The organism is Arthrobacter sp. HMWF013, assembly GCF_003061105.1.
Lineage (GTDB): Bacteria > Actinomycetota > Actinomycetes > Actinomycetales > Micrococcaceae > Arthrobacter.
The window spans coordinates 1-7055 of the sequence record NZ_QAIQ01000622.1 but is presented as its reverse complement, the minus strand read 5'-3'; the positions used below and the strand labels follow the sequence as shown (position 1 = coordinate 7055).

The 7055-nt window shown below is 65.5% G+C and carries 7 protein-coding genes; 2 read left to right on the top strand and 5 right to left on the bottom strand.

Translation table 11 applies throughout. From position 1 onward, the window contains the following. The 4 genes from DBR22_RS20760 to leuC form a co-directional block, all read right to left on the bottom strand. Positions 1–596, bottom strand: a 596-nt coding sequence (locus tag DBR22_RS20760) for a lysophospholipid acyltransferase family protein (RefSeq protein WP_108600549.1), incomplete at its 3' end; no start/stop codon positions are given. A gap of 10 nt (positions 597–606) precedes the next feature. Continuing rightward, positions 607–1932: a UDP-N-acetylglucosamine 1-carboxyvinyltransferase gene (gene murA / locus DBR22_RS20755; protein WP_108600547.1), complete on the bottom strand. Its 1326-nt coding sequence runs from the start codon at positions 1930–1932 to the stop codon at positions 607–609. A gap of 214 nt (positions 1933–2146) precedes the next feature. Then, complete coding sequence (gene leuD, locus DBR22_RS20750) at positions 2147–2749, bottom strand: 3-isopropylmalate dehydratase small subunit (RefSeq protein WP_108600546.1); 603 nt, start codon at positions 2747–2749, stop codon at positions 2147–2149. A 9-nt stretch (positions 2750–2758) separates the two neighbouring features. Next, positions 2759–4213 carry a 3-isopropylmalate dehydratase large subunit gene (gene leuC / locus DBR22_RS20745; RefSeq protein ID WP_108600548.1) on the bottom strand — a complete coding sequence of 485 codons (1455 nt, stop codon included), beginning with the start codon at positions 4211–4213 and terminating at the stop codon, positions 2759–2761. A gap of 111 nt (positions 4214–4324) precedes the next feature. Here leuC and DBR22_RS20740 point away from each other — a divergent pair, with 111 nt between their 5' ends. Further along, on the top strand, positions 4325–5044 hold the full coding sequence (locus DBR22_RS20740; protein WP_108600545.1) for an IclR family transcriptional regulator: 720 nt from the start codon (positions 4325–4327) through the stop codon (positions 5042–5044). A 48-nt stretch (positions 5045–5092) separates the two neighbouring features. Next, positions 5093–5647: a DUF1697 domain-containing protein gene (locus tag DBR22_RS20735; protein ID WP_108600544.1), complete on the top strand. Its 555-nt coding sequence runs from the start codon at positions 5093–5095 to the stop codon at positions 5645–5647. Here DBR22_RS20735 and DBR22_RS20730 read toward each other — a convergent pair. Next, on the bottom strand, positions 5644–7055 hold a 1412-nt coding region (locus DBR22_RS20730; RefSeq protein WP_108600543.1), incomplete at its 5' end, for an ABC transporter. The two genes, DBR22_RS20735 and DBR22_RS20730, sit on opposite strands and share 4 nt — an antisense overlap.

The window sequence follows — 7055 nt, the reverse complement described above, 5'->3', positions numbered from 1 at the left end:
GCTTTATCCAGGGGTTGGCCGGCGAAAGCGCTCAGGTCCACGGGCTTTCCGATGACCACCCGGGAGGTCTTGCGGGGAAAGAGGTGGAACCGCTTCGCATAACGCGGGAAGACCTCATGGGCGCCCCAGTGAGCGATCGGGACCACGGGAATCCCGCCTTCGAGAGCGAGCCGCGCTGCGCCAGTGTGGCCTTTCATCGGCCACAGGTCCGGATCACGGGTAAGCGTGCCCTCGGGGTAGATGATGATGGCACCGCCGTCGGCCACAATCTCCTGGGCCAGCTGCAGCGAGCGGTTCGCCCCCGCCGTCGAACGTTCCACCGGGATCTGGCGTGTTGCCCTGAGGACCCAGCCCAGGACAGGGACCTTAAACAGCCCGGACTTGGCCAGGAAGTGCGGCGCGCGCTGGTTGTTGTACAGCACGTGGCCCACGACCAGGGGATCAATCTCGGTGCAATGGTTGGGGGCAGCAATGAAACCGCCGGCGGGAAGGTTCTCAAGGCCCTCCCACTTCTTGTTCATCATGGCATTAAGCAGGGGGCGCACTATGGCCGCAACCACAAAGAGGGTGGCTTGGCTCTTGGCCGTTTCCTTCACGTGCCCACCGCTACTTTGTCGAGGTGATGTCGAAATCGGCGCCGAGGCCGGCCAGCTTTTCGGTAAACCGTTCATAGCCGCGGTTAATGATGTCGATCCCGGTCACCCGTGAGACACCGGTGGCAGCAAGAGCAGCGATCAGGTGGCTGAAGCCGCCGCGAAGGTCGGGGACATCGATGTCAGTTCCCTTGAGCTGGGTGGGTCCGGAAATGACAGCCGAGTGGAGGAAGTTGCGCTGGCCGAACCGGCATGGCACGCTGCCCAGGCACTCACGGTGCACCTGGATGTTGGCGCCCATGCGGATGAGGGCGTCGGTGAAACCGAACCTGTTCTCGTAAACGGTTTCGTGGACAATCGACACACCCTCGGCCTGGGTCAGGGCCACCACCAGGGGCTGCTGCCAGTCGGTCATGAAGCCGGGGTGGACATCCGTTTCCAGGACCAGCGGGTTGAGTTTGCCGCCCTTGTGGTAGAACCGGATCCCGTCCTCGCCGATGTCCATCCCACCGCCAACTTTGCGGTAGGTGTTCAGGAAAGTCATCATGTCCCGCTGCGAGGCACCTTCCACGAAGATGTCTCCGCGGGTCACCAGCGCAGCTGAGGCCCACGACGCCGATTCGTTGCGGTCCGAGAGGGCGCGGTGGTTGTAGCCGCCGAGGTCACGGACGCCCTCGATGCGGATGGTGCGGTCAGTCTGGACGCTGATGATGGCGCCCATTTTCTGGAGCACGGCGATGAGGTCGATGATCTCCGGTTCTGTTGCGGCGCCGGACAGCTCGGTGATGCCCTCGGCGCGGGTTGCGCTCAGCAGCACCTGCTCGGTGGCGCCCACAGACGGATACGGCAGGGAGATTTTGGCGCCCTGAAGCCCCTTGGGGGCAGAAATGTGGATGCCGCCGGGGCGCTTCTCCACGACGGCGCCAAACTGGCGCAGCACGTTGAGGTGGTAATCAATGGGCCGGTCGCCGATCTTGCAGCCGCCAAGATCCGGGATGAAGGCTTCGCCGATCGCGTGGATCAGGGGTCCGCACAGCAGGATGGGGATGCGCGAATCGCCGGCGTGGGCATCGATTGCGGTGCTCGGGGCCGTCTTGGCGCCCTTCGGGTCCAGCGTGAGGTCACCGCTGACCGGATCCTTGACCACCGTCACACCATGGAGCTGCAGGAGCGAGGTGACAACCTCTACGTCCTTGATCTCGGGGACGTTCCGCAACACCGACGGTTCATTGCCCAACAGCGCCGCCACCATGGCCTTGGGGACAAGGTTCTTGGCCCCTCGGACGGTGACTCGGCCTGTCAGCGGGACTCCGCCACGGATTGTCAGAACACTACTCATATACCGGTTTCCTTACGATTACTCGCCCCAAAATCCTTGCAAAGGCTCCAGCTAAGCATAGGAGGTCGCGTTACCGAACCGAAATACGGCGTGCCCGGCGCGGTCGTTTCTCCCCAGGCGTCCCGGCCGGAAACAGAAGCAACGCGGGGTCACTCCTGGCCCGATAAGTCGACTTCATTGGGCGAAGAGTGACCCCGCGTTGCTTGGGTTCGGCTCAGGAAAGGCGGGCCGGGAGGGTCGTGGGCATAAATGCGGGACGGGTGGCCTCGTAGGCGGTGATGTCCTCTTCATGCTGGAGCGTGAGGCCGATGTCATCCAGGCCTTCGAGCAGGCGCCAGCGGGTGTAATCGTCGATCTCGAAGGGCGCCACGATGTTCCCGCAGATGACCGTCTTGGAGACGAGATCGACGGTCACTTCGGTGCCGGGGGCGTTCTCGAGTTCCTTCCAGATGAGCTCGATGTCGTCCTGGGCAAGTTCCGCAGCCAGCAGCCCCTGCTTGCCGGAATTGCCGCGGAAAATGTCAGCAAAGCGGGAGGACAGGACGGTCTTGAAGCCGTAGTCCTTCAGGGCCCAGACGGCGTGCTCACGGGAAGACCCGGTGCCGAAATCAGGTCCGGCCACCAAGACCGATCCTGCATTGAACGGCGCCTGGTTCAGGATGAAGGCGGGATCCTTGCGCCATGCGGAGAACAGCGCATCCTCGAATCCGGTGCGGGTGATCCGCTTGAGGTAGACGGCGGGGATGATCTGGTCCGTGTCAACGTTGCTCTGGCGCAGCGGAACGCCGATACCGGTGTGGGTGGTGAACTTTTCCATGGCGGTCTCCTAGGCTGCGTCGGTGCGGATGGCGGCGGATTCGGGGGCCGGATCAAGGTCCGACGGCGAGCTCAAGGTTCCGCGGATGGCGGTGGCGGCTGCCACCACCGGAGAGACGAGGTGGGTGCGCCCGCCCTTGCCCTGGCGGCCCTCGAAGTTGCGGTTGGAGGTGGACGCACAGCGTTCCCCTACCTCCAGCTGGTCCGGGTTCATGCCCAGGCACATGGAGCAGCCGGCGAAGCGCCATTCGGCACCGAAGTCCTTGAAGACCTTGTCCAGGCCTTCCGCCTCGGCTTCAAGCCTGACGCGGGCCGAACCGGGAACCACCAGCATCCGGATGTTGGGGTCCTTTTGGCGGCCGCGGATGATGTCGGCAGCAGCGCGGAGGTCCTCCATCCGCGAGTTGGTGCAGGAGCCGAGGAAGACCGTGTCCACCCGGATGTCCTTCATGGGTGTGCCGGCCTCCAGGCCCATGTACTGCAGGGCGCGTTCGGCGGCGGCCTTGGCGTTCTCGTCGCCGAAGTCCTCCGGAGACGGAACCGAGGAAGACAGCGAAACGCCCTGGCCCGGGTTCGTGCCCCAGGTGACAAACGGCTCCAGCGTGTCGGCGTCGAGGTCCACTTCGACGTCGAAGGTGGCGTCGTCGTCGGTCCTCAGGATGTTCCAGTACTCGACGGCGGCATCCCAGTCGGCTCCCTGGGGCGCGTGCGGCCGGCCATACATGTAGTCGTAGGTGGTCTGGTCCGGGGCCACCAGGCCGGCACGGGCGCCGGCCTCGATGGACATGTTGCAGATGGTCATCCGGGCCTCCATGGACAGCGCGCGGATCGCTGAGCCACGGTACTCCAGGACGTAGCCCTGGCCACCGCCGGTGCCGATCTTGGCGATCACGGCGAGGATAATGTCCTTGGCGGTGACCCCGGGCCGCAGCGAGCCTTCGACATTGATGGCCATGGTCTTGAACGGCTTCAGGGACAGCGTCTGGGTGGCCATCACGTGCTCCACCTCGGAGGTGCCGATGCCCATGGCGAGGGCACCGAAAGCGCCGTGCGTGGAGGTGTGCGAGTCACCACAGACAACCGTCATGCCGGGCTGTGTCAGGCCGAGCTGAGGTCCGACAACGTGCACGATTCCCTGCTCAGCATCGCCAAGGGAGTGCAGGCGGACGCCGAACTCCGCACAGTTGTTGCGCAGCGTCTGGATCTGCGTCCGGCTGGTGAGGTCGGCAATGGGCTTGTCGATGTCCAGCGTGGGAGTGTTGTGGTCCTCCGTGGCGATGGTGAGGTCCGGCCGGCGCAGCGGGCGGCCGGCCAGGCGCAGGCCCTCGAAGGCCTGCGGGGACGTCACCTCGTGGACCAGGTGGAGGTCTATGAAGAGGAGGTCGGGCTGGGCATTGGCTCCTTCGCCGTCGCCTTTGCGCACCACATGTGCGTCCCAGACTTTCTCGGCCAGTGTCTTTGCCACGGCCATCTCCCTTCACTGCTGTTGACTGTTGAGTCCACTGAATCAGGACGGCCGTACAATTCGCCAGCCGAAACATTTGCATCTCAGATAATGAGACGGCAATATCATTACATGGACAATTCTAGTGGAGTCGGTGTCATTGATAAAGCAGCCCATGTGCTTGACGCATTGGAGGCCGGGCCCACCACCCTTGCGCAACTGGTGGCAGCCACGGGCCTCGCCCGGCCTACTGTCCACCGGCTGGCCCTGGCGTTGGTCCATCACCGGCTGGTGAGCCGTGACATCCAGGGCCGGTTTGTCCTCGGCAGCCGCCTCGTGGAGCTCGCCTCGGCAGCCGGTGAGGACCGGCTGATCGCCTCCGCCGGGCCGGTCCTGATGCAGTTGCGCGACGCCACCGGCGAAAGCGCCCAGATCTTCCGCCGCCAGGGTGAATGGCGCGTATGCGTTGCCTCCGCCGAGCGCCCCATCGGCCTGCGCGACACCATCCCCGTAGGCACCCAGCTGTCGATGAAAGCCGGCTCCGCGGCCCAGGTGCTGCTCGCGTGGGAGGACCACGACCGGCTCCTGGAGGGGCTGCAGTCCGCCCGCTTCACTCCCACCGTTCTGGCAGGCGTACGACGGCGGGGCTGGGGTCAGAGCCTCGGCGAACGCGAGCCGGGGGTCGCCTCTGTCTCGGCACCGGTCCGGGGACCGTCCGGACGCGTCATCGCCGCCGTCTCGATCTCAGGCCCCATTGAACGGCTCACCCGCCAGCCCGGCCGTCTCCACGCCGAAGTGGTGTGTAACGCCGGACGGATCCTCACGGACGCCCTGCGGAAGAACAACGACTAAGGCTGCATCCCCCGCCGGCATCGGGCAGGCCACAGTTAGGCTGTCGGAATGAACAGCTACGCAGTCTTTCTCCGCGGCATCAACGTGGGCGGCATCAACATCAAAATGGCTGACCTCAGGGTTGCCCTGGAAGCAGCGGGCTTCACCGGAGTCAAGACCCTGCTCGCCAGCGGAAACGTTGTCCTGGCCAGCGGCCTGGCTGCGGCCGAGGTCAAAAGCAGATGTGAAAAGTGCCTGCGTGATTCGTTCGGCTATGACGCCTGGGTGGTGGTCCTTTCAGCCGAGCGGGTGGGCGCTCTAGTGGATGCATGCCCGTACCCGGAGGACAGCAAGAGCACGCACACCTACCTCACGCTGGGTTCGGACCAGGCCGTGCTGGATGAGCTGGCTGCCGCCGGTGCAGCCATCGACGGTGCGAAACAGCAGCGGCTTGGCCCGGAAGCGCTGGCGTGGCTCGCCCCGGTGGGCGGGACCGTTGACAGCCCGTTCAGCAAAATCTCCGCCAAGCCCAAGTACAAGGCATCAACCACCACCCGGAACCTCCGGACCATGATCAAGGTCCGGGACGCCGCGGCAGCCCTGTCAACAGCCGAGGCGCCCTAACCCGCCGCCGCTGACTTCAGGGCGGAATTGAATGATTTGAGCCGGGTCACTTCCACCTCAACGGGTTCCACCACCATGCCCTGGGCAACATCGGCCACGGCAACCCGCAACCGTTTCCTTGCCCTGGCCGCGCGGGCGTTGGCCACTCCTGCGCCGATGAACTTCCCGGTCAGCGCGAGGAAGATCCCCAGAACCACGCCGCCGGCGATCATCAGCGTGGGCACCGGCCACCCTTCCACCCGGGGAACCTCGGGGACCGGCATCTGAAAGTAGGCAAGTCCCGCCAGGACGCCCAGCCAGCCCAGCCCGCCGAGGGCCGTCAGCAGGGCGAGCCACTGGATCACATTGAAGACTCCCCACCACCATGACTTCCGGGCAGCCATCAGGTCGGTTCCGGCGATGGCCTGATCCAGTGCGTCCGGCAGGGCCTCGCGCCCTTCGCGGGCGGCACCGCGAATCGCAGCGCGCCACGGTCCGGGGGCGCCCTCGCTGGCGGCGTCGGCGAATTCCCGGACGGCGGCATCGGTCCGGGCCCGCTCCGGGGCCCCGGCGGGCGGCAGCGATGTCCTGTTGAGTTGGGACGGGTTTGCACTGCGCAGGTTGAGGCGCCGCAGCGGATCAGCCCTGAAACGCACCAGCCACCGTGTTGCCGGCCATCCCGTGCGGCGCGTCGATTCGAGCCGGTAGGACCGGGCAACAGCACCCACCACCACCGGTACATTCGCGGCCACGGCCAACTCGTCTGTAAGCCGTGCTTTCGAGGATGAGCTGACGCCCGCGGCATCCCCCTCGCCTGAGACCTGCCTCAGCTGCATCGAAGCCCGCGAAACGTCGGCGGCCAGCCGCTGGGAGAGCGCCTGCCTCTGCACCACGACGGTTCGGATGGCGCTTCTGACGCGGTCGACGCCGGTGCCCCTGAGGGCGGACGCGCCAAGGACCTGTACCTTGCCCAGTCCGTCGCGGGCCAGGATCCCCTTGAGGGACTCCAGCACGGGCTCCACGTCGCGTTCCGGCAGCCTGTCCACCTGATTGAGCACCACCAGGGTCACCGCACCGTGTGCGGCCAGGGGTTTGAGGAAATCATTGTGCACTGCGGCGTCCGCGTACTTTTGCGGATCCAGCACCCAGACGAGCACGTCCACCAGGCCCACCATGCGTTCGACGATTTCGCGGTTCGCGGCCCTGGTGGAATCGAAGTCCGGGAGGTCCAGCAGGATCAGCCCCGTGCCTTCGTCCGCGAACCCGTCCACCGGCACTGCATGGTGCCGGTTGCGGACCTCAAGCCAGTCCAGCAACGGTTCGCTGCCTTCTGCTCCCCAGATTCCTGCCAAAGGTTCGGATGTTGTGGGCCGGCGGGCAGCCGCCGTCGCGATCTCAGCGCCGCTGACAGCGTTGAACAGTGAGGACT